This window comes from Pararobbsia alpina (assembly GCF_902859895.1).
Taxonomy (GTDB): Bacteria; Pseudomonadota; Gammaproteobacteria; order Burkholderiales; family Burkholderiaceae; genus Pararobbsia; species Pararobbsia alpina.
Genome location: NZ_CADIKM010000006.1, coordinates 80,408 through 101,526 on the forward strand (window position 1 = coordinate 80,408; position 21,119 = coordinate 101,526).

A 21,119-nucleotide genomic window follows, 5' to 3' on the forward strand; every position below is an offset into this window, starting at 1 on the left:
TTTCATAGAAAGCTCACCATGCGGTCGACAACTTCATCCAGATCCGCCCGCGAGTAATTCCGCAGGACCTTTTGCAGTAGCACGTTTGCTACGGCTGAATAGACGCGCTCGAATTCCTCGTCGTCCATGCTCGCGAAGCTGATGCTGTGCGCCTCAGCGCGAACTTCGCCCTTCAGATTGGCCACAGCGTCGTAGAAGCCGGCTGCGATGATGCAATCCTTGCGGAACCGCTCGCGGCTCTTTTGCACCGGTAGCCCTCGATGCTCGGTCTCGGGCGGCTCGAAGGCATCGAAGCCGATATCCAGCATCGCGAAGAATTTCCGATGGAACTTCGAATTGCGCATGAACGAGACTTCAGCGCGCACCGTGGCTCCGACTTTGAAGCGGCGGCACTTGTCGGCCTCGCCTTCACCGAGCGGGATCAGGTAGCCTTGGGGCGTCTTGGTGAGCAGGACTTCCATCAGGCCTTCGCTCCCGTGAAGAAACGAAAGACACGCTGGTGGAAGGGCTTGCGCGGCTCCCACAATCGAAGCTCAGCCCCGCGCGAACAGCGGCCGCCGTATTGCAGCTCTGTCGAGCAGTAATACCCAGTCACCTGGCAGCGCCAATACTCGCGGGGATATCCATACCGATGCGCGCATGTGTTGCAATTGCGTTCGTCGCTCACGATTGAATTCCCCTCCCCTTGGCGACCATTTGATTCACTGCAGCCCACAGCGCGGGATAGACATCTGCCTGTGGAGTGCGATAGCGGGGCTTGGCCTGCTCGCGCTTAACTTCTTCTGTGCGCCAGTCAAGCGGCTTGCCGGTCCACTTGTAGAAATTCTTCGCGGGGCTGCCCTGTCGAGCTTTCACGGTGCGCGAAATCTTCAAATACCCCTCGGTCAGGAGCGACATCGCCGCATTACCCGCACCGCTTACGCTGCACCCGATCTCCTCGGATAGCGTGACAGCGCACCATTCGCTACCGTTTTGTACAGCGGCGAGGACTAGGCGTTTGAGTGGGCTCATTGCGCATCCCCCACTTCCATCTGCGCGGTGTCGAGGTGGCGCAGGATCAGTTGGTCTGCGAGCTCTGCGGCGTATGGTTCGTCAGTCGTGATCTCGTCTTCAATGGGGGCGCCGCTGATCGGGCGGAGTGCAAAATCCTCCCCGTGAACCAGATCGGGCTGGCTGGCAACGCTTTGCGGAACAACACCGGCAAACGCGATGTGCCATGCCGAAGGCGGGACAAATTCGCCTATCTCCACAATGCGACCGATGCAGTCGGAATATTCGGGAAGCGCCCAAGTGACATATGCGAGATCGCCTTTCTTGACGTTCATACAGCCTCCAAAGCTTGTTCGATGACCCGAAGCGCTTCACCAGACCGGATCATTCTTCCTGTGAATCTGAAAACCTTGAAACCCATCAAGGTCGCCGTGTTGTACTTGATTGCGTCAGCCTCGAAACCTATGCCGCGCGTATGCCGGCCGCCGCTGAAGATGCCACCCTCAATCTCAGCCAGCACGCGTTGATCGGGCCAAGCGAAGTCGGCTCGCCAGCGACGGGGCGGGGCAAAGCGAAACTCACGCGTCGGCTCCGGAAGCTTCGCGGCGCGGACGTGGATATCGAAGAGTTCTTCGATGGGGCTGAGGCGGGATTTCGGGACGGCGGCCATCAGTCGTTCACCCCATCCAAACCGCCCACGTACGGATACGGCAACCCGTGTTGGACGCAGTACATCGAAAGCCCGGCGCATCCGCTTCCTTCGTAGCCGTTGCGGTGAGCCGAAGCGAGCACCCCGAAAAAGTGTGTGAATTCGGTAGGCGATTCGTTGATCGCAAACTTGATCCGCTGCTTCATGTCGTCGGTCCACTTGTAGAGCCAAGCGAGGTACTTCAGATCCGCGAGAAACTGAGGGGAAACGTTCATCAAAACTCCTCGAGCGAAACAGCAACACCATCGACCGGGTACTTGCGCGGATGCTGTCCGCGGTGCTCCACGTACTGCATCGAAGGGCCATCGAACCAAAGGCCGAAGACGCCCTCAAAATCGCCGTTGCGCTGCTTCTCAAGAGACAGGAAGCAATCTGGCTCTGCCTTCACGTCTTCAGCTTCGGACGCCTTGAGCTTCAACTTCTCGCTCATCACGGCTTCCTTGCGCTTGTTCCGGAAGACGATGAACAGGTTGTCCGCGAGGTCGGTGATCGACCCACTCCCCTTCACGTCGAACTTGCCAGGCCTGTCGTACTCACTGCCGGCCTTCTTCACGTGCGCGATCAGGTGGATGTGACATCCGGTTTCCTGCGCGATCGACGTGAGCGAATTCACGAAATCCTTCTGGCCGTTGTAGTCGTCATCGCCCGGGACACACTTCATGAGGTTGTCGATGAAAAAATGCTGGATCGCAAAGTTGTCGACCGCATACCGCACGACCGCGAGCATCGTCTTCGGCTTGATGCTTCCGGTATGGTCGTAGAGCCAAAGCCGCTCATCCGTCCACGAGTGCATCAGGTTGATGAAGTCGCGTTGCGGCATCGCATCACCCGAAGCCTGCTTGGTCATGCGAAGCATGGTTTTCTCAGGCTTCATTTCGAGCGACGCGATGCAGACGCGCTCGCCTTGCACGCACAGGTCAAGAGCGACTTGGCTTGTGAGCATCGACTTTCCATGACCATTAATTCCGCCCCAGATCGTCACCTCGCCCTTACGCATTTCGAACCGGCCCTCGCACTTCTGCCAGCCGAGTTGAATCGCAGGAGCCAAGCTGCGCTTGTAGAGCGCGTCGATAACCATGCTCGCCCACTCGCTTGCGGGGCGAATTTTGTGCGCCTCTTCGGACTCCGCCATGTAGTCCGTGAGGTCAATCTTTGCGCCTCGAATGGTCTTCACGTCAGAACCCCCTGCGCGCGAATTCTTCGCACTGCTGCGGCGACCACTCGATCAGTTCAATGCCGAGCGTTCCGGTCCGGGCGCGGCGATGCGCCTCGGCATGTGCGGCAGGGAAATCAAAGCCGATCGACGCGCCAGCCTTCAGGTCCACATCCCACAGGTCAAGCGACTTCGGGGAAGCATTGCGAATGCGCTTGAGCGAGTCCGCTACGCCGCTTCCTTTGCGAGCAAAGGCAACCAGATCCAGCCCGACGACCCACCGCCAGTCGTACTCGGCATCGGGTTGTGCGTAGACCGTAAAGCCGTCGTCCTTGTCGCCAGCACGCCCAACGAACGAGATCAGAACCCATGAGGCCGGGTGTTGACCTTCCTTCCGTAGCTCGGCAATGCGAGCAGCATTCGTAGCCATCACAGGTATTTTTCCCCCGATCCAGATGCGCTTTCACTGCGCGGTTTGCTCGGCTTGTCCTGCTCCTTCGCCAGCCAGGAATTCGCAAACGCCATCACGCCCCGGCGAGTCTTGCGCTTTGTCGGATTGGCGATGCTCCACTGCCGCATCTGGCGAAGTTGCTGCGTCACGTCAACGTTCGGGTAGGTCGAGCTCCACTCCTCAACCTGTGATGCAGAAATGCCATGCTCGGAGCCGTCGTTCAGCGGAATCGCGACGACGGGAGGCGGAGCATCAGCGCCTTGAGCTTGAAGTTCAAGCTCGGCGCAAGTTTCTTTAATTCCTTTCCCTTCCCTTCCCTTCCCTTCCGTCAATGAGCCATCAATGACGAGATCAGGAGTACTCACTGAGCCATCAGTGAAAACGGGCTTAGGAAGGCCGGTCTTAGATGGCCGGTTGATTACTTGATGCTTCTCAAAACCCTTTACATGCAAGTACTTATCGCCACTCACTGAGTACTCCATGAGCAATCCGTGAGTCATCAGCTCTTGAATCAGCGGCTCGCACTCGATCGCATCCGCCGGGAAGATTTGCATCTTCAGTTTCTTTGCTGAGCGCTGGGTATTTCCGTTGTCGTCAGCAAAATTCCAGCACCCGATGAAAAACAACCGAGCACTCACGGAGCACTCAGTGATCTTCTCATCGGTCCAGAAGTCCGGTTTGATGGTGCGGATACGGGCCATGTCTTGCGCGGTTCCCTAGTGCTGTTGCTCAGGCGACTTCATGACGTCCGGGTGCATCTCAACAAAATGCTGCAGCTTCGTAATGGCATTGCGGGCCATCCACTGAACCGGCTCGCGTGTATTGCACTCGGCCATGCGATGCAGCAGCTCAGAGAGTTCAGCAAGGTCGGTGTCAGCGATGGGGAAGTTGTTCATGCCGGCCCCAACTCATCCGTGCGCTCACTCGCCACGCAATGCAGCCGCGCAGCTCTCGGCGCATCTGTGACGCCAGCGAGATATTCATGGACGTCGCGTTGGTCGCGCAGGAGCGGGCTGAGCTTGGCGAGGATGCTGTCTGCTGTAGCGGGGGTGTTGATAGCGGGGGTCATTGCGGGGCTCCGGTGGGGGAGTGGGCAGGCGCGGCGGTCAGTAGTCCGAGAACAAAATCAGCCACGTCCTCATATGCGTTCTTTTCAGAGATCGGATAGGCCAGCCATTGCGCAAGAATCTCGTCTCTCGTCAGCGCAACAGGGGCTTGCGCATTGGCTGCGAGAACTGTGCGGGCGAACTTGATTAGGCCGGGTGCGCCAGCGTGGTATTGCGTTCCGTGACCGGCCTCTGGAAACCGTGTCGGCGTTTCGCTGAAAAACACTTCCCCGGCATTGAGCGCGATGATTTGCTCATCTGTCAGCGCAGCGGTGCTCGTGTTGACAGCAAGCAGGCCGCGCGCCTTGATGCGGAACTGCGTGATATCGCCTTGAGCCGCGTAGAACAGGTCTACGAGCAGGGTATCGGGGATGGCGGCATGCTCAGGTGTCAAGCATCCCTTGACGGCTGGAGCGGCGCTCGTGTTGGCTGCGAGGAGCGCGCGAGTGTCTTTAATCGCAAGCGCGATGGAAAGGCTGATGGTGTTGATGCGGTGAAAGTGACCCGCTGCGCGCCAGCGTTCTTTCTCGTCGGCGTCTTTGGGATATGCGGCGTCAAGCGCTTTCCGCAGATCGGCAAGGCGGCTATCTGCTTGCCCGAGCTCGTGCGTCGCATCCTCGATCCAGTCAGCGCGGGGCTCATCGACTCCGCTCACCGGCTGGCGGGCGGCTTGCCACATGAGCCAGCCATCCTGAGCGCGCGTGCTGGCATAGCACTCGGGATCGAATCCGCTGCGCATGAAAGTCGTGCTCGGATGCAGCGGATGTTCTTTCGTCCATGCCGCTTCGAACGCAGCACGGTCGCTTGAATCAGGTTGCGGGGCGGTCATTGTCTGCCTCCTAGTTATGCCCTACTTCACGTTTATGGCGGCCAGCCCGACGATCACAAATGCCTCTCGTACTGTCCGGTCCTGCTCGCAGCGTCTCGTTACTTCCTTGAGCACCGCTTCTTCAGTCCATTTCGGAATCCTGCCCCCGTGTAACACCTCGAGACATATTCCCCGAGCCTCTTCTTCTGTCATGCGACCGCCTGTGCCTGTTGCGAGATCATTTCTTCCATCAAATGCAGTGATGCTTGTCGGATCAGGAATTGCGTCACTGCTCTGTTTCCGACCACGGCTTCGAAAGTTGCGATCCGCTCGGCCGGAAGGCATCGTCGTCGCTGGCCCTTGGGATTCACGTCGTCGGGGCTCAGGTAGTCCGACACGTGCTGCGGATACCACTCGCACAACTCGGAGAGGCCGCGCTGTGTCATGCCCTTGCTGCGACGCTGGCGCCATGCAAGGCAGACGGCATCGCGATAGCTCCGGCATTCCGTCATCAGATCGTTCGCGAGAAAGGCGGGCCCACTTACCGATCCGCCAAGCATTCGAAGCTCGTTTTTGGTGTTCATATAGTGAAATTCAATCGAATCACCGGTTTCATCACCGGTTCGTGAGCAGTCAAATTAGAGGGGTCCGAAGACCCCTATCTCAAGAGAACATGCCAACGAACCGCACGCCCTCGCTTTGCAAATCAGTCCGGCAACTTCGCCGGGAACGCCGCGCTCTAAGCAGTACTAAAGCCCTACCTCGACTTCTTTTTGCGGCTCGACTGGCCGACTGGCGGCTGTGTGTCGTCCGAGGAAATCATCCGATCGAGCTTTCCGTTACCTGTGGGCGCGTAGATGGAATCGAACGAAACATCGAGGCCCTTGGATCTCGCGAACTCAACGAGCTTTCGGACGACCTCGGGGTTTGGAACGATCTCGCCCTTCTCGTATTGGGAGATGGCCGACTGGGTGACCTTAAGGGCCGCGCCAAGCTCGGTCTGAGAGACCTTGAGGCGCTTTCGAATTCGGAGGATCGGGTTCATGTGGCAAATATTAGTCCGACTGTTTGGATAAGTCAACAGTCCGGCTGTTTGCCAAAAATTAGTCAAACTTATAAGGTGCGCGCATGCCAGCAAGCCCACTAACCGAAGCCCGCATAGCAGACGCAAAACGCCTGCGGGAAGCGTTCGCCAAGTGGCAAAAGGATCGAAGGAAGCTTGGGGAGCCGTCGTCGCAAGAGGCTGCGGGGGAGACGATCGGGTTCAGCCAAAGCACGATGAGCCAGTACTTGCTGGCGAAAATCCCGCTGAACCCAGAGGCCGTTGCGAAATTTGCGGCACTGCTCGGGTGCTCGGGTCGGGACATTAGCCCCGAACTGGCAGGCCAAATTCGATCGTTGGACAAGAAGCTTTCCGCGCCGGAGGATCGCAAGCACGGTTCCGCGCCGGATGATCCCCCGAGCACCGGACAGAATGCCGACGTTATTAAGCGACTGCTCCCTAATGACAAGGGTAACGTGGTCGCTTGGGAGAACGAAGGCGATCTACCGCATGACCCTGAAAGGGTGTGGATTGACCGCTACGACTATCATTTCAGTGCGGGGTCCGGTGTGATTCAGTGGGAAGTGAGAGAAAAAAAGGCGCTACCGTTCGACGCAGGCTTTTTCAAGGCGATCGGTTCGAAGCCGAAAGATTGCAAGCTCGTTGTAGTGCGGGGAGACAGCATGGAGCCGTTCCTGTTCAACAGGGACATGATGATGATCGACTCGTCGCGCACGGCCATAAAAGAGGGGCACATTTACGCGATCCATTTTGAAGACGAGGCCCTAGTTAAGCTGATCTTCAAGCAGGCGGGCGGCGGCCTGCTCCTTCGCTCGTATAACTCAGCGAAGTATCCGGACAAGATCATTGGCCCGGACCAGTCGGAGTTCGTCACGATTGCGGGCGAGCTGATCTATAGGTCCGGCTCTGGGCCGGCAGGCGGCAATTAATGGAGACCACATGCATAAAAAGCACGCCGCGCTTCTGCTGTTTGCGCTGACCGGAATAGCGCACGCAGACACCAAAACCATTACAGAGAACAGCTTCGGCTGTGTGAGCGAACAAGCGTTCAAAGACGGCGAGAGCTACCTGTTCAACCACGAGACGGAATTGCTCCAGCAGGAGTTAAATTCAGGCCAGTGCGTCATGCTGCATAAGGGGCAGCAGGTTATTTTGGTTGACGTCTCCTTCCTGTCGTACGCCGTCGTGCGCATCCCCAATGACCCGACAAAACTCTACACGTTCTTCACAACGATAAAGTAAGCGCCGCCTCAAAGAACCCGTTCCTGCGGGTTTTTTATTGCCCGCGCGCCCGGCGCAGCAGCTCGAGCATTTGCGCCGACGACTCAGCCTCCTTCATCTCCGCTCGCCAGAGCAGCCCGCCGACATAGGCGATCGTCTCCCAATCGTCAGGGTCCATCGTCGGGTGCGCGCGCGTCAGCATCTCGGCCAAGGCTAGCAGCGCCTCGGCCGGCGACATGTCTTCGTCTGCCATCTTCGAGAACTGGCGGAACACCTGAAACACCAACTCCTCTGAAATTCGGCTTTGAGCCATGGCGCCCTCCCTCTGTTGGCTGAAGTCTAGGAAGGCGGGCCCCTGTACGCCAAATATTTCTCTCTAATTATTAGTCGGGCTGTTGACACGTATCAACAGTCCGACTACTATCCTTCCATCCGCACAGCAAGTGCGCCAGGTGGAGAGAGCGATGCAAGCCGAAGCCGTCAATCAGTTGGTGCCGTTCCAGTTCGAGAGCATGACCGTTCGCGCCGTGATGGGTGACGATGGCGAGCCGTGGTTCATTGCGTCAGACATTTGCGCGGTGATCGACGTGGATGCTACCGCCGTCCGCAAGCTGGATGACGATGAAAGGGGTCTGCGCTCAGTGCAGACCCTTGGCGGCGCACAGCAAGTGTCTATCGTGTCGGAGTCCGGCATGTACACGCTGGTGCTGCGTTGCCGCGATGCGATGAAGTCGGACACGCGTCCGTACCGGTTCCGCAAGTGGGTCACGGCCGAAGTGCTGCCGACGATCCGCAAGACGGGTTCGTACAACGCCGCGCCCGCCATCGACCTGAACGACCCCGCGTTCCTGCGCTCCACTCTCCTGACCTACACGGAGAAGGTGATCGCGCTCGAAGCGAAGATCATCGAGCAAGAGCCCAAGGTCAACGCACTGCGCCGCATCGCTGAGGCCGAAGGTTCGTTCTGCATCAGCGACGCCGCAAAGATGCTTCAGATGCCGCCGAAACAGTTGTTCACTCGCCTGAATGAAATGCGCTGGATCTTCAAGCGCCCCGGCTGCGCAGTCTGGCTCGGCTATCAGGACAAGACGCAAGCCGGATTGCTGGTCCACAAGTCGACACTCGTCACGCGCGAAGACGGAACCGAGAAAGTGGCTGAGCAAGTGCGCATCACGGGTCGCGGCATTGCGCGAGTGGCGACGATGCTTGGTGCGACCGTGGTCGAGGTTGCTGAAGCTGCTGTCGCTTAATACCCGAATTTCGGGCATTTCAAAAAGTAACCCGGAGACACCATGAGCGAGCACCTGAAAGCGTTTTTGACTGCGTGGCTGGAATGGGTTGATACGGGCGCGGTGGATGGTGAGCCGTTCGAACGTCGCCGCGGTCTGTGCTCAAGTTTCGAGTATTGGATGGACGCTCGGAATATCGATTGCGAACACCAGGAAGAAGAATGCGACGGACTCACCAGAGCCTTTCGCGCGGCCGGCCTCAATAGAGTCTATCCGTTCGGCGGAGCGGAAGAATTTTATGAAGACTCGGATGCAAACGAAATGCACCTCAACCCCGCCCGCATCGCCTGGGTCCGCTCGAAGGTTGCGCAACACGAAGCAGCCTAACTGTCTGTAGCGCAGAGCTTACGGGTTCTGCAGTGCAGATAGATGAATAGCTAAGGAGTGGGATGTTCAAGGTTCAATACCTCTCGATTTTGACTCCTGAACTATGGGTCGATGCATCGTGGCTCGGCGCTTTTAGCTCTGAGAGGCGCGCCCAGAACGCGGGCTGCCAGATTCAGGGATACGAGATACGGATCGTCAGGGTGTAAGCACCGAAGTACCGCAGCAATGCGCATGGCCGCGCAAAACAAGACGCCCGTGAAGTCCGCCCGCGTGAGAAGGAAATGCGACCACTGGCTGTAACAGTGGAGACCTGATGACCCAGTGAAGGAACTGGCGAGGCGACAGAGCCGATGGGCGCCGTGTCGATGAGATGCGGTGCCCGTGTAGTTCAGTTTTGATGAATGACGGTGGCGAAATTGGTAGACGCACTCGTGGACTAGGTATCGCGCTATATCCCGAGAACTGAGGGTGCCGACAGTGCGACGTCGGGCGCCGTGCGGGTTCGAGTCCCGTCCGTCATTCATGAAAGCTGTTGCAGTTTTACGGGAAGGGAATGCGCAGGCTGATGCGCGCTGAGGTGCACAGGTGATGCAGGCGGCAATGTAGTCGTAACTGTTTCATGCCGGAGATTGCACCGGCCCCTTCCCGTAAGGCTGCAATCAACCCCTCCTGCGCCGCTATATGTAGCGTACAGAGGAATCCTACTCACTAACGCACTGGAGACTCGCATGGACTCGATGGCGGCCTTCGCAATGGGCGAAGCAAATCGCGGCAATGAGCGGATGGTTTTCGATTGGGAGAAGGCAGCGCGCCTGATAGCAGAGCGTAAGCCCGAAGAAGCCTCTGCCGGCCTGCAAGGCGATTGGGATTGCACCGGCGACGTGATCTTTCGCGACGGCAAGCCGTATCTCGGCGGATACACCTATCTCGCTTCGACGTGGGCGACGCCAGAACTCGACATGGATGGCGATGTTGTCCCTTGCTATCGCATGGAGTCAGAAGTTCCGGATTGGGACGAGTCCACCAAGTGGCCGGAACAAGTCCTCCCGCTGCTCACCGCCGCCTGAAATGCCCTACGAACAAGCCTTCCCGTACCCCAAATGGCTCGCCCACCTTGAGCGCTTGATCGGCCCTGTGCCTGAGGGTGCACGCGAGATGTACGAAGCCAATCTGAGTGTGGTTGAGGCGGCTGAACTGCTGCGGAAAGCGGCATAGGAGATAGAGATGGCGATCACTTATCAAGCCGATGAGTTCAAGACCGATGTGCGGCTCGACGGCAAGAAGATTGGCGAGATCCGCAAGGTCCCCGATGGTTTTCAGTACTTCCCCAAAGGTCAGAAGAAGGGCGGCTTCATTTACTCCACCCAAGACAATTGCCGCAAATCGCTGGAGGAGTCCTGAGCCATGACCCTTCTCGCAATCTATGCAGCCTGCGTTGTGCTGGCGCTGGTTTTTAACCGTGGAGCCCACCATGAAGCCGTTTGATCTCGAAGCCGTGAAGCGTGGCGAGCCGCTGGTTACGCGAAAAGGCAAGGCAGCGAAATTTATCGTGCACGTTCCCGAATGCGACCCCGCATATCGCGTCATCGCCCTGGTCGAGGGTCAGCACCTCACAAACTCGTACTACGAGGACGGCAGGATCGGTCGTCCGGGAGATAGCGATATCGACCTCTTCATGGCCCCGAAGAAGCGAACGGTCTATGTGAACGTGTATGGCAATCGGAACGATCTGGACAGTGGTCCGAAGTTGGGCGGTTTCGACACCGAAGATCTGGCGCGCGAGAACTCGATCGGAACCGTATTCCGGGTTGTCGCCGTCGCCGTCCCCATCGAAATCGAGGACTGACATGCTCGCCTTCACCCAACAGCATTCCCAGGTCGAGTTCGATACCTCTCTCGCAGTCGGCGCCGAACTAGTTGACCTACATGTGTGGGCCACTGTAACCGGCGAACTGACAGATGAAGGCGCCGTCTACACGGCCGAGATCGAGCGGATTGAGCCGATGCGCAAGAACGTACTGCGGCGAGATCGCGCGATGTTGGAGGGTGAAGCGATCGACGTCCACCTCGGCCGGTACAGAACGAAAACGATGAGGCTCGGAAACGTGGTCCTCGGCGATGAGATTGAGAGGAGAGCAGCGTGAGCGAAGTTACTGAGTGGTTTGCGGCAATGACCGATCCAGTTCACGAGGGCTGGTATGAGGTCCGATATTCATGGGAAGAGCCTGAATGCACGCACCTCTGTCGTTACTACTGGAACGGCAATGGGTGGTCGTTTGGTGAATTGGGTATCGAGGGCGGCCTCGCTTGGGGCGATAAATCCGATAGGTACATCACCAGCGAATTCTGGCGCGGCCTTCGGAGTCCAGCATGACCACCGAACAAAAGCCCTGGATGAATCGCACGCCCTATCAAGTGTACTTCGAGGCACTGTGGTCCGCACCCGAAGGCTATGCGCTGGTGCCGATTGAGCCGACTCCCGACATGTTCAATGCGGGCCAAGCCTGCGGCGGATATGCGGATCGCGTCTACCGCGCAATGCTCGCCGCCGCTCCCTCACATGCGGAGACAAGATGAACACCGAAATAGAACGCGCAATGTGCCAGCGCTACCTCTCCGGACTAGCCGCCCGCGATCACGCCTCCCCGCTCGTGCTGGCCGAACTGGCTTGGCAGAGGCGCGCTGAGATCGAGGCGAGGCATCAGAAGGAGTTAGTCGAGGCGCTGACCGAGCTTGTCGGATGGGTTCCCGGCCGCGCCGGATGGCATACGGATGCGCCGTTGAAAGCGGTCGAGCGTGCGCGGGAAGTTCTCGCCAAATTTTCAGATCAAGAGGTAACGGCATGAGCACAAAAGACGCATACCAACGCGGCTATGACGCGGGCCGGCAAGGTTTCAGCTATTTCGCCTGCCCCTACTCGCCTTCGCATCACCGCTTCGACTATGACAAGTGGATGCGCGGCCACGCAGATGGCATGCGCGACGTGAGCATCCACGAGGAGCCTGAGTATGGGCTTGGCTACATGCAGGGGCGAGGTGCGGCATGAGCGATATCGAGAACGGCGGCCAAGCGTTCCCATGGTGTGGCGACTTGAATGAAACGCCATTTATCAGCTTAGGCGCGACGCTGCGCGACTACTTTGCCGTGCGTGCGCCGGCGGAAATCCCCGACTGGTTCAAGCATGCACCCGCTACGTCGCGTCCAGTCATACCGGTTCCACATGCATCCCTCACCAGCGAGCAGTACAAGGAGTGGGATGGACTGGATGAGTGGCTTGAGTTGAGCGACGTAAGCAATGAGGTGCGCGAGTTTCACGCGAAATACAAGGCCGCGATTGACGCAGCGTATGCGTGGGACCGCGATCAGGAGATAGCCCGCTACTTCGCGTGGCGCTGGCGCTACGCCGACTCGATGCTCAAGGCAAGGCAAGCATGACCTGCCCCGCCCGCGCCGAATCCCTCGCCGCCTGCATTCGATTCGCAGCCGCGTTTGCGGCGCTAGTGGCTGGGGTCTTCCTGCTGCGCCTGCACTGAATTTCAACGGAATGGCGAATCCGGGTCGGCCGAATATCCCGGGCATTAACTAAGGAGAGCGATATGCGAAGTTGTCAATCCCCCACAAATTCGAGAGCGTAAATCGTCGGCGGCCGTCCAGGCATAGGTGAATTGCGCTAGCTGGAACAGTCCCGCTAGCGCCGAAAGCAGCAAAGCGAAGCCGGGGCGCTTTGTCCCGGGCCTTGATGGCTGGGTAGCGTGGAGCTTAGGCGGGTGAAGTCAGTACGAGTAAGCCGTCGATCTATGAAGCGCTTGAAAACTTAGGGACATGACAGGCCCTAGGTCCCAGCCATGAGGGCGAAAGCTGATGCTGTCAAACGATCCTGAGCCGCTATTGCGCCGTTGACCGTAGGCGGAACTACTCAGGTGAGAGGCAGTGGTGCGAGTAGTTCTCCAAAACAGCTACCGAACTCAACGCGACACCTGCCGGGCCTGTAGTGGGCGCAAGGAGTGGTGTGACAGCCGGAGAGTACGGCCCCCCCCGCCAGGGTGACGGCGTGTTGCTTGTCCAGCCAGCGCGGTCATAGCGCCTTGTCGGGTGGGATGCCCGATCCAAACAAAAGGAGCCGCTATGCGCTACGGCAACAAGACGCTTAAGCAGTCCGAGACGCTGCACGAGATCGTTGCCGCCATAGCGTGTGCGGGCATTGTGATCGCGTTGACAACCATGCTGTTTTTCACTGCTACGGGGACACGATGGCTTCGCTGATCGACAAGGGGATTCGCCGGCTGGATCGCATCGGCAGGAAGTATCCGAACCGCACGGCGGTAATCATGGCGCTGGCTGCTGTGGTGCTGATCGTTATCAAGAATAGCTAAAGGAGGCGCTATGGGCGCAGATGAATCGAAGGGGCTGGGCCGGCCGGTGGATCGCTCGCTTTTCGTCGGTGGGTCGGACGTAGCCGCGATCTTAGGCGTGAGCCCGTGGAAGACGCCCTACGAATTGTGGCTCGAGAAAATGGGCCGCGCGATCAAGGAAGAGATCGACCCGGCACGCCAGAAGCGCTTCGACCGTGGCCATCGTCTTGAGCCGATTGTGCTCGACATGCTGATCGACCGCCTGAAAGACGAGGGTCGCGACGTGGAGTTGATCCGCCGCAACGAGTATTACACCGACGCCGAGCACCCGTTCATGAAGTGCGAGATCGACTTCGAATTGATGCTCGACGGCGAACACGTCAACGGCGACTGCAAGACGGTCCATCCTTTCGCGGCTAAGAAGTGGGGCGAGGAACTGACGGACGAAGTACCGATCGAGTATGCCGCACAGTTCATGCACGGACTCGGAATCACGGGGCGCCGCCGCTGCATCGTGGCGACCCTGATCGGCATGGACGACTTTCTGATCTACGAGATCGAGCGCGACGACGAGACGATATCCGGCATCCGTAGCCGCGTGGTCCAGTTCTGGAATGAATGCGTGCTGGCTGACATGGCACCCGATCCGATCGACTTTGACGACGCCCGGACGATTTACGCCAAGGCCGACGGCACGAGCATCGAAGCTGATACCGAAACGCGTGATGCCGTGTTCCAACTGGCCGATGTGAAGCGCCGTATCAAGTTGCTGGAAGAGCAGGAAGAAGACCTGTCGTTTCGCATTGTCGACTTCATGCGGCCGCATGCCTTCCTGAAGGTCGGTGGCCACGATCTCTGCTCATGGAAGAACCAAAACGACACTCGCCTAGACCAGAAGGCCCTCGAAGCCGAGTTACCCGAAGTCTTCGCAAAGTTCAGGCGCACCAAAGAGATTCGCGTGCTTCGGCTGAAGAAGCAGAAGTAAGCACCCTAACCCACAGGATCAACTATGACTTCCGCCGCATTGAAGCAAGTCGCCACGGGCAAGAAAGAAAACCCCGTTGCATCGTTTAGCAAGTTCCTCGACACGTTCAAGCCACAAATGGCGCTGGCATTGCCCAAGCACTTGACCGCTGACCGCATGGCGCGTCTGGCATTGACCGCATTCAGCACCACGCCAAAGTTGCAGGGGTGTGAGGCAAAGTCTATCGCCGGAGCGATCATGACGGCGGCGACACTCGGACTCGAGATCAATGTGGATGGCCAGGGCTTTCTCGTCCCATACGGCAAGACCTGCAATTTCGTACCTGGCTGGAAGGGCTTGGTCGATCTGGTGTCGCGAAGCGGCCGTGCAACGGTCTGGACAGGCGCCGTGTTCGACGGCGACGAGTTCGACTATGCGCTGGGTGACTCGCCATTCATCCGGCACCGTCCGGGCGAAGAGAACGACCCGAACAAGATGACGCACGTCTATGCGGTCGGCCGCGTGAACAACTCGCAGCACCCGGTGATCGAGGTCTGGACTGTCGGCAAGGTGAAGAAGCATCGCGACAAATACAACAAGGTCGGCGGCAGTCACTACAGCTTCCGCGATTGGGAAATGTACGCCCGCAAGGTGCCGCTGCTTCAGGTGCTCAAGTACATGCCGAAGTCGATTGAGTTGTCGAATGCCATTGCGGTTACCGAGGCGACCGACCAAGGAAACCACGCGATCATCGACGGCGATTTCGTCCATGTGACCGAGCCGGAAATGAGCAGCCCGAGCAGCCCGATCGGCGCTGTTGATCCGAGCACGGGCGAAATTAGCAGCGAAGCATATCAAGACATGCTCGACCGGGTGATGCGCGCCACGGATCTGGACGATCTCGGCGTGATCGCAGACGAGATTCGATCTTTCCCGGACAGCGATCGCGTCAAGCTCGAGGAAGCGTACCGCGAGCGTAAAGAGACGCTGGAAGCCGCCTAGTTTCACCGCCGCTGCCCGCCCGGATTGGCGAAAGCGTATTCCCGAGCGCCCCAATAGGCAGCGGCATCCAACACCATAAGGAAGTGTCATGGCATCAGTGAATAAAGTGATTTTGGTGGGGAATCTCGGCGCCGATCCTGAAACTCGCTACCTACCGAGCGGAGACGCCGTGACCAATATCCGGCTCGCAACAACGGACCGGTTTAAGGACAAGGCGAGTGGCGACATGAAGGAGTCGACCGAGTGGCATAGGGTCGCGTTCTTCGGCCGGCTTGCGGAGGTGGCCGGCGAGTACCTGAAGAAGGGCTCGTCGGTTTACGTTGAGGGCCGCATTCGCACGCGCAAGTGGACTGATCAGGCTGGCGTCGAAAAGTATTCGACCGAGATTGTCGGGGAGCAGATGCAGATGCTCGGTGGCAAGCAGGGAGACGGCTCTAAGCAAGAGCGTTCTGCTGCGTCGGCTCGGACGGGTCGATCGGAACCCGCGGCACCGGATGATGGCGGGTTCGGCGGCATGTCAGAGGACATCCCGTTTGCCCCAGCCTACGCACGCGCCGCTTGGTCTGCGATCTGAGCCCCTTCCTGCATAACGAATCGAGGCACCGCTGCCGAGCCGTGGTCTGAGTCAATGGCTTAATCGGCGGCACCCCTATTACTGGAGATACCATGAACGCAAAAGAACTTGCCCAGAAACTCAACGGTTCTCAGTACCCTTTTGAAGTTGGTTCGGTCATCCGGGCTGAAGCCAAAGCGGCAGGCTTGGTTATCGTCTACGGCGCGAGCGACGACCTGATGGAGTTCGACGGCGCGATCCGCGATGAGTTGGGCGCGTACGAAGGAACGACGGCTCATCTGGATTCGACGGGCCTACTGGAAAACGGCTGTGACAACGACGAGTGCCCGCACTTCGAGAAGCTGAAGGCGAAGGCGGCGACTATCGAGGCGGTTTGGGATGATGGCACGTACTCGTGGACCTACCAGACGGCCATTCCGCACGAGACGTTCGAGGTGCTGGAGGGCGACGAGAAGTATTGCCGCGGCATCGTGTTCGCTCTGGCTGATGTGGTGGCAGCATGACCAACACCACTCCCACCCAAGCCGCGCCAGCTAAGTGCCCTTACTGCACTCAGGCTATCACGACCCCGCACACGATGAAGATTATCGATCGCGCTTACGACCACGTCATGCGCAAGCAATACGTGCGGACACGGGCGATGGATTTCTGCTCGTCAAAGTGTGGCGGCAATTACCAAATGGGGTGCGAAGGATGAGCGCCGAACTTTCATTCAGCCGGATGTGCGAAATCCTGCCGCCTGAGTTTTCATGGGGCGACGCACTGACGCCCGATGTCATGAAGCACATCACAGGCGCCCTACTCGCCACCCGTGCCAGCGATGCAGCGCCCGCAGCGGTGGATGGTGCGACGCGAGGCGTGACTGATCAGATGATCGATGCAGCTCTGCGATCGATCAGAGCCAGTGAATCCGCGATCAGGGATTCGGAATCGCGCTCAATGATGAAAAAAGCGATCGAGGGCGCTCTCGAAGCGTCAGTCGTCAAGCATCCCTTGACACCTGAGCAGTCGCACAGCATGCCGGGCGACGCCAGCCCATCGCAGCACGCGGCTGTGGGTGCGACGCGCATGGCACACCTTGAAAAGGCGCTTGTCTACGTTGCACATCATCTGCATGCGGAGCCGCAATATCACCTCTGCGAAGGCGTGATGTTGATCGACCACGATGGTGTGCGCGTGAAGATAGAAGGCGTCGACGTTGAGGTAGGTCCTTGGGTCGCTCCCCTTCCGCGCGCCAGCGAAGCTGTCAAGGAAAGCTTGACAGCTGAAAACTTTGCCAGCGATGCGCCAGCCACCGCAGCGCATGCAGGGGCGACGATAGCGCCAGGCGCGCATTTGTGGCACCCCGCTGATATTCCGGCGATCACGGAAATCCCCGCCGACTTTTTGCAAGGCGACCGGAAAGCCTATGCGTTCAAGAACCCCGGTGCTGGTGAGCACGATCCCTGGTATGTCGTATTGCCGCGAGGCGAGTCGCTGAAGCTCGGCTACCACGCCGACGATGCAATCGATAAAGCGCACGCCGTATTCATCGCGAGCGCGATCAATGCGGCTCTCGCCGCCGCCCCTACATCCGTAGCTGATAGTGGGGCGACGTTGACGGACGGCCCGCGCCTGCCCGCAATGCCGGAACACGTTTTATCGGACATTCAGGCCGCCACCAAATACATGGAAATGTGGGCCAAGGGCGAGGCCTTCTACGCTCCGAAGAATGGTTATGACGAACCCGGTATCAAAACCGCGACCATAACTGACGTGAAAAAGACCGCTGCGTACATCGCACCGCGTCTGCGAGCGTCCAGCATTGCATTGCAAGACTATTTCGCCGAGATCGACCTTCTCGCCGCCGCAAAGCCGGTCAGCGTGGATGAGCTGTCTGCGCTGATGGAGCGGTACCGCATCGCTGTCACCCCCGAGCACGAAGCCAGCCTATGGCACGCGGACCTGTACGGCGACGTATCTGAAGAGCCGATCGCATACGGCCAAGGATCGACGCCGATCGAAGCTGCCCGCGCTGCTCTGGCCGCTACTGGAGATAAGTCATGAGCGAACAAGACTACAAGGCCGCGTTCAAGAGCCTCTGCGCTGACATGGGTGTGATCACTGCGCTGCTCGGGCTCGAAGGCTACACCGGTGTCGATCTGGTATTGCGCGCCATTACCGACTTGGTAGCCAGCCGCACCGCTGCCGAAGCTGAAAGCGCGGTGCTGGTTGCTGAAGTCGAGTCATGGACGAACGGAAGCTATCACCGCAACTACAAGATCAAGTGGTTGAGGGACGTCCCGGCCGGTACGATGCTTTACACCGGACCAGTCAGCGTTGCTGGTAAAGAGGCGGTGGCGCTGAGCGATGAGGTGCGAGCTAACATCGAATCCGTCGACGTGAAGACGGCGCTTGAAGTCTACCGAAAGGAGAGCGAGAAAAATCAGCGTTGGTGGACGAATTCTGACCCGTCAAGAGAGGCTGGATTCGTTTATGGATTCCGGTGCGCGCTGGCCGTCGTAAAGGACCGGCTGGGCATCGACGCTCAACGCGACGCCAGTAAAGCGGAGGGGCAATCGTCATGATGACCCTATCGCAATACTTCCTCGTCAAGATCGCAGAAGAAGCGGCCGAGGTTGCACAGATCGCGCTGAAGGCCGCGCACTTCGGTCTGTCGGAAGTCCAGCCGGGCCGCGACGAGTCGAACGCACAGCGCATCTATGCCGAAATGAACGACCTGCTCGCCATGGTGTATGAGCTTGGTAATGTTGCCAATGGCGAATTCGATTTCATCGAAGACGACTCCGCCCAAGTGAACAAGATGGAAAAGGTAGCGAGCTATCTCGGCTACTCGCAATCGCTGGGCCTGGTCGCCACCCCTTCTACTGACGCCAGTGGTGCAGACAAAAGGAACGGCAATGTTTAAGAACACGTCTAGCGGTATCCGCCTCTCGCCGCCACCAGGAGGCAAGAAGAACGCTGACTGGATGGGCCTCCGCGTCCGCCTCGTGACTGAGGTGAAGACTCAATGCCAGTCTGTTCCGATCGGCGCGGAAGGTGAGGTTTCAGACACGCGCGTCGGGAAGGGCTTGCGCGTGACGTTCGATGCATGCCCGCACTGTGGCGTATCGGCAATTGTCGGCGGCCTAGAGGCGAGCGATGTTGAGATTATCGAACCTGCGGGCTATCGATCATGATCGCACCCACACAGCAAGGAGAGCGCAATGAAAATTGACGTCGATGAGGCAATCGCGACGATCCAGGAATGGCGCGCGCTGAACAAGCCCGAACTGGCCGACATGCAGTTTGTGCGGAATGGTGAGCCTGTGGTTATCGATCCCGAGATCGTCGAAGAATTCCGGTTCATAGGCCTCAACAACACGGACTTCATTCGATCCCATTTTATGGGCGAGGAGTTCTATACGACGCTGACTTTCGAGAAGGGAAAGCGCGATGCCTGACACCAAATTCGAGTCCCACATCCGCACTACCGCCTGGCATCGGGTGCTATCCGAATCCGCCAAAGACGGCGACGATGGCGCGAGCGTCTTTCGAATGGCGCGCATGGCAGCTAGTGAGGCATGGCAAGCATCCCGACGCGCCGCGCTGGAGGAGGCGGCCCGCGAATGTGAGAAGCGCGTGGGGCATGACTTTTCCGCCACCGAATATGCCGAGTTAATTCGTGCCCTTGCCAATGGAGACACGAAATGATCCGCACCGCGCTAGCCATTGTTGGTGCCGTCACCGTTGCACTGTATGCACTCGGGTCCTTCGGCATCGGCAATTTCCGCATCTACTACGGCAGCGATTTACCCGCGCAATGGTGCGCAAAGGGGCAACTGTGACCACCCATGACCTGATTAAGCGCCTGCGCGCGCAGGAAACGGTAGACGGAACGCCGCAAGAGATCGAGCAGATCACCGACGAAGCTGCCGATGCGATCGAAATCCTCCAGCGCGAGCGCGAAGCGATCCTCATGCAAGCCCGGATCTGGGCGCAGGAAGCGAAGACCCAGAAATCGACGGTTGACGAAGTGGGCGCCATCCTCGGCGGCATTCCGGATTGGGGGCCAATAGCGGCGGGCGTCGAAGCGCTCCAGCGCGACGCGGCGCGGTATCGGTGGTTGAAGGACAACTGCTTCGATTGGGCGGCCCCTGGAGATGGCGACTCGTTCGACTATATCGCCCTCCATTTTGAACACGAACTTCTGGGCCGGGATGACTCTACGGTAGACGCCGCCATCGACGCCGCTCTGTCAGCCACCAATGCAAAGGAGCGGGGATGAAGACCGCAATCTACATCGAGGACGGCGTGGTGCAACTCGTCCTGACGCCTGAGGGCGAGTTTGAGAAGAACACGATCCGGTCATTCGAAGACAAGCCCGTTGATGCCAAGGTATTCGCTGGCTCGTTCTATGACTGCCGTGGCGGCTGGACTCGCCAGAAGGAGCATTTCACGTCGCCCTATGGTAACGATAACGAGGTCCGCTCGTTGATCTTGCGGATTGATTCAGCGAAGACGCCGACATGAAACGCAAACCATCCGATATCCGCCCCGCAGCCGAGCGCTACGCCGACAAGGTTGAACTAGCGCTCGTGGAGAAATTCAACCGCTCGCAAGAATGCGCCGGCCAATGGGTTTCGGAAGAGATCGATTGGGCAATGGAAATGCTGGACGAGGGAGCGCCTGCCGATCGAACGGCGCATGAACTGTTTATGAAGAGGGCTGAGATATGAAGACGTGGAAGCTGAAGCGCACGGCGCAGTGCGAAAAGTGCCCATGGCTGAAGGACGTCGATCCGCACGACATCCCGAATGGATATTGCGAGACCAAGCACCGGAACCTCGCGGATACGATTGCCGAGGAAGGCGACCTGTCGGCGCTATCCGGCCCACTAAGGGCGATGGCCTGCCATGAAACCGAGGGTGCTCATTGCATCGGATGGCTCATGAATCAGGCGGGACCTGGCAACAATATCGCATTGCGCATCCATCTGATGACGTGCGAGAACTTCGAAAAGATTCGACTCCGCGGCGAACAGCATGCGCGGTTCGAAGACACGTTACCGGGTTAGGTGGATTGAGACTGATGGAAGCAGCAGCAGAACGAATATTGGCTACTACGCGCA

At 58.6% G+C, this 21,119-nt stretch carries 44 protein-coding genes and 1 tRNA gene; 31 read left to right on the top strand and 14 right to left on the bottom strand.

The window, feature by feature from the left end:
* Window positions 1–2: 2 nt before the first annotated feature.
* The 13 genes from HV670_RS08960 to HV670_RS09020 form a co-directional block, all read right to left on the bottom strand.
* On the bottom strand, window positions 3–461 hold the full coding sequence (locus HV670_RS08960; RefSeq protein WP_175104420.1) for a DUF1367 family protein: 459 nt from the start codon (window positions 459–461) through the stop codon (window positions 3–5).
* 202 nt (window positions 462–663) lie between these two features.
* A complete protein-coding gene (locus tag HV670_RS08965) occupies window positions 664–1,011 on the bottom strand; it encodes a hypothetical protein (protein ID WP_175104421.1) in 348 nt (115 codons plus the stop codon).
* Window positions 1,008–1,325 (bottom strand): hypothetical protein, encoded by a 318-nt coding sequence (locus HV670_RS08970; protein ID WP_175104422.1) that lies wholly within the window; start codon window positions 1,323–1,325, stop codon window positions 1,008–1,010. Before HV670_RS08970 ends, HV670_RS08965 begins: the two co-directional genes overlap by 4 nt.
* Entirely contained in the window at window positions 1,322–1,660 is a 339-nt protein-coding gene (locus tag HV670_RS08975) for a PDDEXK family nuclease (protein WP_175104423.1), read from the bottom strand. The genes HV670_RS08970 and HV670_RS08975 overlap by 4 nt, the downstream gene beginning before the upstream one ends.
* Entirely contained in the window at window positions 1,660–1,914 is a 255-nt protein-coding gene (locus HV670_RS08980) for a hypothetical protein (protein ID WP_175104424.1), read from the bottom strand. Before HV670_RS08980 ends, HV670_RS08975 begins: the two co-directional genes overlap by 1 nt.
* Entirely contained in the window at window positions 1,914–2,873 is a 960-nt protein-coding gene (locus tag HV670_RS08985) for an AAA family ATPase (protein ID WP_246257175.1), read from the bottom strand. Before HV670_RS08985 ends, HV670_RS08980 begins: the two co-directional genes overlap by 1 nt.
* Window position 2,874: 1 nt before the next feature.
* Entirely contained in the window at window positions 2,875–3,282 is a 408-nt protein-coding gene (locus HV670_RS08990) for a hypothetical protein (protein ID WP_175104425.1), read from the bottom strand.
* A complete protein-coding gene (locus tag HV670_RS08995) occupies window positions 3,282–4,004 on the bottom strand; it encodes a hypothetical protein (RefSeq protein ID WP_175104426.1) in 723 nt (240 codons plus the stop codon). The genes HV670_RS08990 and HV670_RS08995 overlap by 1 nt, the downstream gene beginning before the upstream one ends.
* A gap of 15 nt (window positions 4,005–4,019) precedes the next feature.
* Entirely contained in the window at window positions 4,020–4,199 is a 180-nt protein-coding gene (locus HV670_RS09000; protein WP_175104427.1) for a hypothetical protein, read from the bottom strand.
* Window positions 4,196–4,372, bottom strand: coding sequence for a hypothetical protein (locus HV670_RS09005; RefSeq protein ID WP_175104428.1), 177 nt, complete (start codon window positions 4,370–4,372; stop codon window positions 4,196–4,198). The genes HV670_RS09000 and HV670_RS09005 overlap by 4 nt, the downstream gene beginning before the upstream one ends.
* Entirely contained in the window at window positions 4,369–5,088 is a 720-nt protein-coding gene (locus tag HV670_RS09010) for a hypothetical protein (RefSeq protein WP_175104429.1), read from the bottom strand. The genes HV670_RS09005 and HV670_RS09010 overlap by 4 nt, the downstream gene beginning before the upstream one ends.
* A 338-nt stretch (window positions 5,089–5,426) precedes the next feature.
* Complete coding sequence (locus HV670_RS09015; RefSeq protein ID WP_175104430.1) at window positions 5,427–5,801, bottom strand: XRE family transcriptional regulator; 375 nt, start codon at window positions 5,799–5,801, stop codon at window positions 5,427–5,429.
* 173 nt (window positions 5,802–5,974) lie between these two features.
* Entirely contained in the window at window positions 5,975–6,262 is a 288-nt protein-coding gene (locus tag HV670_RS09020) for a helix-turn-helix domain-containing protein (protein ID WP_175104431.1), read from the bottom strand.
* Between the two features lie 83 nt (window positions 6,263–6,345).
* On the opposite strand from HV670_RS09020, the gene HV670_RS09025 reads away from it, so the two are divergent.
* Window positions 6,346–7,209, top strand: a complete 864-nt coding sequence (locus HV670_RS09025; RefSeq protein WP_246257179.1) for a LexA family transcriptional regulator — start codon at window positions 6,346–6,348, stop codon at window positions 7,207–7,209.
* A gap of 10 nt (window positions 7,210–7,219) precedes the next feature.
* Entirely contained in the window at window positions 7,220–7,522 is a 303-nt protein-coding gene (locus HV670_RS09030) for a hypothetical protein (RefSeq protein WP_175104432.1), read from the top strand.
* A gap of 34 nt (window positions 7,523–7,556) precedes the next feature.
* On the opposite strand, the gene HV670_RS09035 is transcribed toward HV670_RS09030, so the two are convergent.
* A complete protein-coding gene (locus HV670_RS09035; protein WP_175104433.1) occupies window positions 7,557–7,814 on the bottom strand; it encodes a hypothetical protein in 258 nt (85 codons plus the stop codon).
* Between the two features lie 151 nt (window positions 7,815–7,965).
* On the opposite strand from HV670_RS09035, the gene HV670_RS09040 reads away from it, so the two are divergent.
* The 29 genes from HV670_RS09040 (at window position 7,966) to HV670_RS09170 (ending at window position 21,065) form a co-directional block, all read left to right on the top strand.
* Window positions 7,966–8,751, top strand: coding sequence for a phage antirepressor KilAC domain-containing protein (locus tag HV670_RS09040; RefSeq protein ID WP_175104434.1), 786 nt, complete (start codon window positions 7,966–7,968; stop codon window positions 8,749–8,751).
* Between the two features lie 42 nt (window positions 8,752–8,793).
* Complete coding sequence (locus HV670_RS09045) at window positions 8,794–9,117, top strand: hypothetical protein (RefSeq protein ID WP_175104435.1); 324 nt, start codon at window positions 8,794–8,796, stop codon at window positions 9,115–9,117.
* A gap of 401 nt (window positions 9,118–9,518) precedes the next feature.
* Window positions 9,519–9,638: transfer RNA gene (locus HV670_RS09050), tRNA-OTHER, on the top strand.
* 207 nt (window positions 9,639–9,845) lie between these two features.
* A complete protein-coding gene (locus HV670_RS09055; RefSeq protein WP_175104436.1) occupies window positions 9,846–10,184 on the top strand; it encodes a hypothetical protein in 339 nt (112 codons plus the stop codon).
* Window positions 10,185–10,341: 157 nt separating this feature from the next.
* The gene (locus tag HV670_RS09060; protein WP_175104437.1) at window positions 10,342–10,518 is read left to right on the top strand and encodes a hypothetical protein; all 177 of its coding nucleotides are present in this window, start codon (window positions 10,342–10,344) and stop codon (window positions 10,516–10,518) included.
* A 70-nt stretch (window positions 10,519–10,588) separates the two neighbouring features.
* A complete protein-coding gene (locus HV670_RS09065) occupies window positions 10,589–10,963 on the top strand; it encodes a hypothetical protein (protein WP_175104438.1) in 375 nt (124 codons plus the stop codon).
* Window position 10,964: 1 nt separating this feature from the next.
* Window positions 10,965–11,261, top strand: coding sequence for a hypothetical protein (locus tag HV670_RS09070; RefSeq protein ID WP_175104439.1), 297 nt, complete (start codon window positions 10,965–10,967; stop codon window positions 11,259–11,261).
* Entirely contained in the window at window positions 11,258–11,491 is a 234-nt protein-coding gene (locus HV670_RS09075; protein WP_175104440.1) for a hypothetical protein, read from the top strand. Before HV670_RS09070 ends, HV670_RS09075 begins: the two co-directional genes overlap by 4 nt.
* Window positions 11,488–11,694: a hypothetical protein gene (locus HV670_RS09080; protein ID WP_175104441.1), complete on the top strand. Its 207-nt coding sequence runs from the start codon at window positions 11,488–11,490 to the stop codon at window positions 11,692–11,694. The genes HV670_RS09075 and HV670_RS09080 overlap by 4 nt, the downstream gene beginning before the upstream one ends.
* On the top strand, window positions 11,691–11,963 hold the full coding sequence (locus HV670_RS09085) for a hypothetical protein (protein ID WP_175104442.1): 273 nt from the start codon (window positions 11,691–11,693) through the stop codon (window positions 11,961–11,963). The genes HV670_RS09080 and HV670_RS09085 overlap by 4 nt, the downstream gene beginning before the upstream one ends.
* The gene (locus HV670_RS09090) at window positions 11,960–12,163 is read left to right on the top strand and encodes a ribosome modulation factor (protein ID WP_175104443.1); all 204 of its coding nucleotides are present in this window, start codon (window positions 11,960–11,962) and stop codon (window positions 12,161–12,163) included. The genes HV670_RS09085 and HV670_RS09090 overlap by 4 nt, the downstream gene beginning before the upstream one ends.
* The gene (locus HV670_RS09095; protein WP_175104444.1) at window positions 12,160–12,552 is read left to right on the top strand and encodes a hypothetical protein; all 393 of its coding nucleotides are present in this window, start codon (window positions 12,160–12,162) and stop codon (window positions 12,550–12,552) included. The genes HV670_RS09090 and HV670_RS09095 overlap by 4 nt, the downstream gene beginning before the upstream one ends.
* Window positions 12,553–13,242: 690 nt before the next feature.
* Entirely contained in the window at window positions 13,243–13,380 is a 138-nt protein-coding gene (locus HV670_RS09100) for a hypothetical protein (RefSeq protein ID WP_175104445.1), read from the top strand.
* On the top strand, window positions 13,368–13,490 hold the full coding sequence (locus HV670_RS31855; RefSeq protein ID WP_281362380.1) for a hypothetical protein: 123 nt from the start codon (window positions 13,368–13,370) through the stop codon (window positions 13,488–13,490). The genes HV670_RS09100 and HV670_RS31855 overlap by 13 nt, the downstream gene beginning before the upstream one ends.
* Before the next feature lie 10 nt (window positions 13,491–13,500).
* Window positions 13,501–14,454: a YqaJ viral recombinase family nuclease gene (locus HV670_RS09105; protein WP_175104446.1), complete on the top strand. Its 954-nt coding sequence runs from the start codon at window positions 13,501–13,503 to the stop codon at window positions 14,452–14,454.
* Window positions 14,455–14,478: 24 nt separating this feature from the next.
* A complete protein-coding gene (locus HV670_RS09110; RefSeq protein ID WP_175104447.1) occupies window positions 14,479–15,435 on the top strand; it encodes a recombinase RecT in 957 nt (318 codons plus the stop codon).
* A gap of 88 nt (window positions 15,436–15,523) precedes the next feature.
* Window positions 15,524–16,009, top strand: coding sequence for a single-stranded DNA-binding protein (ssb, locus tag HV670_RS09115; RefSeq protein WP_175104448.1), 486 nt, complete (start codon window positions 15,524–15,526; stop codon window positions 16,007–16,009).
* Between the two features lie 92 nt (window positions 16,010–16,101).
* Window positions 16,102–16,512, top strand: coding sequence for a hypothetical protein (locus tag HV670_RS09120; protein WP_175104449.1), 411 nt, complete (start codon window positions 16,102–16,104; stop codon window positions 16,510–16,512).
* A gap of 190 nt (window positions 16,513–16,702) precedes the next feature.
* Entirely contained in the window at window positions 16,703–18,055 is a 1,353-nt protein-coding gene (locus HV670_RS09125; RefSeq protein ID WP_175104450.1) for a hypothetical protein, read from the top strand.
* Window positions 18,052–18,576 carry a hypothetical protein gene (locus HV670_RS09130; RefSeq protein ID WP_175104451.1) on the top strand — a complete coding sequence of 175 codons (525 nt, stop codon included), beginning with the start codon at window positions 18,052–18,054 and terminating at the stop codon, window positions 18,574–18,576. The genes HV670_RS09125 and HV670_RS09130 overlap by 4 nt, the downstream gene beginning before the upstream one ends.
* Complete coding sequence (locus HV670_RS09135; protein WP_217478395.1) at window positions 18,573–18,917, top strand: hypothetical protein; 345 nt, start codon at window positions 18,573–18,575, stop codon at window positions 18,915–18,917. The genes HV670_RS09130 and HV670_RS09135 overlap by 4 nt, the downstream gene beginning before the upstream one ends.
* Window positions 18,910–19,188 (top strand): hypothetical protein, encoded by a 279-nt coding sequence (locus HV670_RS30550; protein ID WP_217478396.1) that lies wholly within the window; start codon window positions 18,910–18,912, stop codon window positions 19,186–19,188. The genes HV670_RS09135 and HV670_RS30550 overlap by 8 nt, the downstream gene beginning before the upstream one ends.
* A 27-nt stretch (window positions 19,189–19,215) precedes the next feature.
* On the top strand, window positions 19,216–19,452 hold the full coding sequence (locus HV670_RS09140) for a hypothetical protein (protein ID WP_175104452.1): 237 nt from the start codon (window positions 19,216–19,218) through the stop codon (window positions 19,450–19,452).
* Complete coding sequence (locus tag HV670_RS09145; RefSeq protein WP_175104453.1) at window positions 19,445–19,702, top strand: hypothetical protein; 258 nt, start codon at window positions 19,445–19,447, stop codon at window positions 19,700–19,702. Before HV670_RS09140 ends, HV670_RS09145 begins: the two co-directional genes overlap by 8 nt.
* Window positions 19,699–19,836, top strand: coding sequence for a hypothetical protein (locus HV670_RS09150; protein WP_175104454.1), 138 nt, complete (start codon window positions 19,699–19,701; stop codon window positions 19,834–19,836). The genes HV670_RS09145 and HV670_RS09150 overlap by 4 nt, the downstream gene beginning before the upstream one ends.
* Window positions 19,833–20,276 carry a hypothetical protein gene (locus tag HV670_RS09155; protein WP_175104455.1) on the top strand — a complete coding sequence of 148 codons (444 nt, stop codon included), beginning with the start codon at window positions 19,833–19,835 and terminating at the stop codon, window positions 20,274–20,276. The genes HV670_RS09150 and HV670_RS09155 overlap by 4 nt, the downstream gene beginning before the upstream one ends.
* Window positions 20,273–20,521: a hypothetical protein gene (locus tag HV670_RS09160; protein ID WP_175104456.1), complete on the top strand. Its 249-nt coding sequence runs from the start codon at window positions 20,273–20,275 to the stop codon at window positions 20,519–20,521. Before HV670_RS09155 ends, HV670_RS09160 begins: the two co-directional genes overlap by 4 nt.
* Complete coding sequence (locus HV670_RS09165) at window positions 20,518–20,727, top strand: hypothetical protein (RefSeq protein WP_175104457.1); 210 nt, start codon at window positions 20,518–20,520, stop codon at window positions 20,725–20,727. The genes HV670_RS09160 and HV670_RS09165 overlap by 4 nt, the downstream gene beginning before the upstream one ends.
* On the top strand, window positions 20,724–21,065 hold the full coding sequence (locus HV670_RS09170; RefSeq protein ID WP_175104458.1) for a DUF6283 family protein: 342 nt from the start codon (window positions 20,724–20,726) through the stop codon (window positions 21,063–21,065). The genes HV670_RS09165 and HV670_RS09170 overlap by 4 nt, the downstream gene beginning before the upstream one ends.
* The last annotated feature ends 54 nt before the right edge of the window (window positions 21,066–21,119 follow it).